Source organism: Variovorax glucosi (genome assembly GCF_051216695.1).
In the GTDB taxonomy this organism is placed as follows: Bacteria; Pseudomonadota; Gammaproteobacteria; order Burkholderiales; family Burkholderiaceae_C; genus Variovorax.
This window is the reverse complement of sequence record NZ_JBPJZE010000388.1, coordinates 1-1,043: the sequence shown is the minus strand read 5'-3', so window position 1 is coordinate 1,043 and position 1,043 is coordinate 1. Positions and strand designations below refer to the sequence as shown.

General features: G+C 69.5%; 1 pseudogene. It reads right to left on the bottom strand.

Annotated features, from left to right (window positions below):
- Positions 1–1,043 (bottom strand): annotated as a pseudogene (locus ACSFA3_RS25890) (ABC transporter permease); the annotation flags it as partial.

The window sequence follows — 1,043 nt, the reverse complement described above, 5'->3', positions numbered from 1 at the left end:
AGCGAGGTGATGCGCGCCTCGTTCTGCATGCCGCCGATGTCGAAGCGCAGCATGTCGCCGAGTTTCAGGCCCAGCGTCTCGGCCAGGCCCTCTTCCACGCTCACCTCGCCCTGCGCATCGGGCGTCCACTTGCCCGCGGTGATGGTGTTGTGCGCGGGCGCATCCACGCTGTTGCTGAGGTTGAACTCGCGGTCCACCAGGCGCTTGGCGCGGTCTTCGGCGTAGTCGTCGGGCGTCACGGGCTTGTCGTTGATGGCGATCAGACGGCCGCGGATCATCGGGTACCAGTCGAACTTGCCCACGCCCGCGTCGCGCAGCGACTTCTGGAAGGCATCGCTCTGGTCGGGCATGACGTTGATGACGAAGCGGTTCGGCGCATCGGGCGGCGTGGCCTGGCGCCAGCTCGCGACGAGGTCGGTGCGCAGCAGCACCAGCAGCACCAGCGCCAGCCGACCGACAGCGCGCTGACCTGCACCACCGCATAGGCCGGCCGCGCCGAAATCTGCCGCGTGGCCAGCACCAGCCATCGCGGCGCAGTCGTTTCGTTGACGCTGCGGCGCAGCACCTTCACCGCCAGCCAGCTCAGCAGCGCAAACACCGCCACCGCACCCGCGAAGCCGCCGACCGCGATCAGCCCCAGCTTGATGTCGCTGCTCGCCGCCATCAGCAGCGCCGCAAAGCCCGCAACGCCAACGCCCAGCACCGCGAGCGACGCGGGCTTGAGCCCGCCCACGTCGCGCCGGATCACGCGCAGCGGCGGCACGCGGGCCAGTTGCAGCACCGGCGGCAGGCCGAAGGCGAACAGCAGCGTGAGCCCCATGCCGAGCCCGAAAGCGACAGGCCACAAGGTGGCCGCGGGCAGCGCGGTTTCGACCAGCCCCGCCAGCAGCAGCACGAACACGTAGTGCACCGCGAAGCCGATGGCCACGCCCAGCCCGCTGGCCACGATGCCGATCACCGCAAACTCGAAGGAATAAGCTACGGCGATGGTGCGCTGGCTCTGGCCCAGCACCCGCAGCATTGCGCAGTCGTCGAGATGGCTG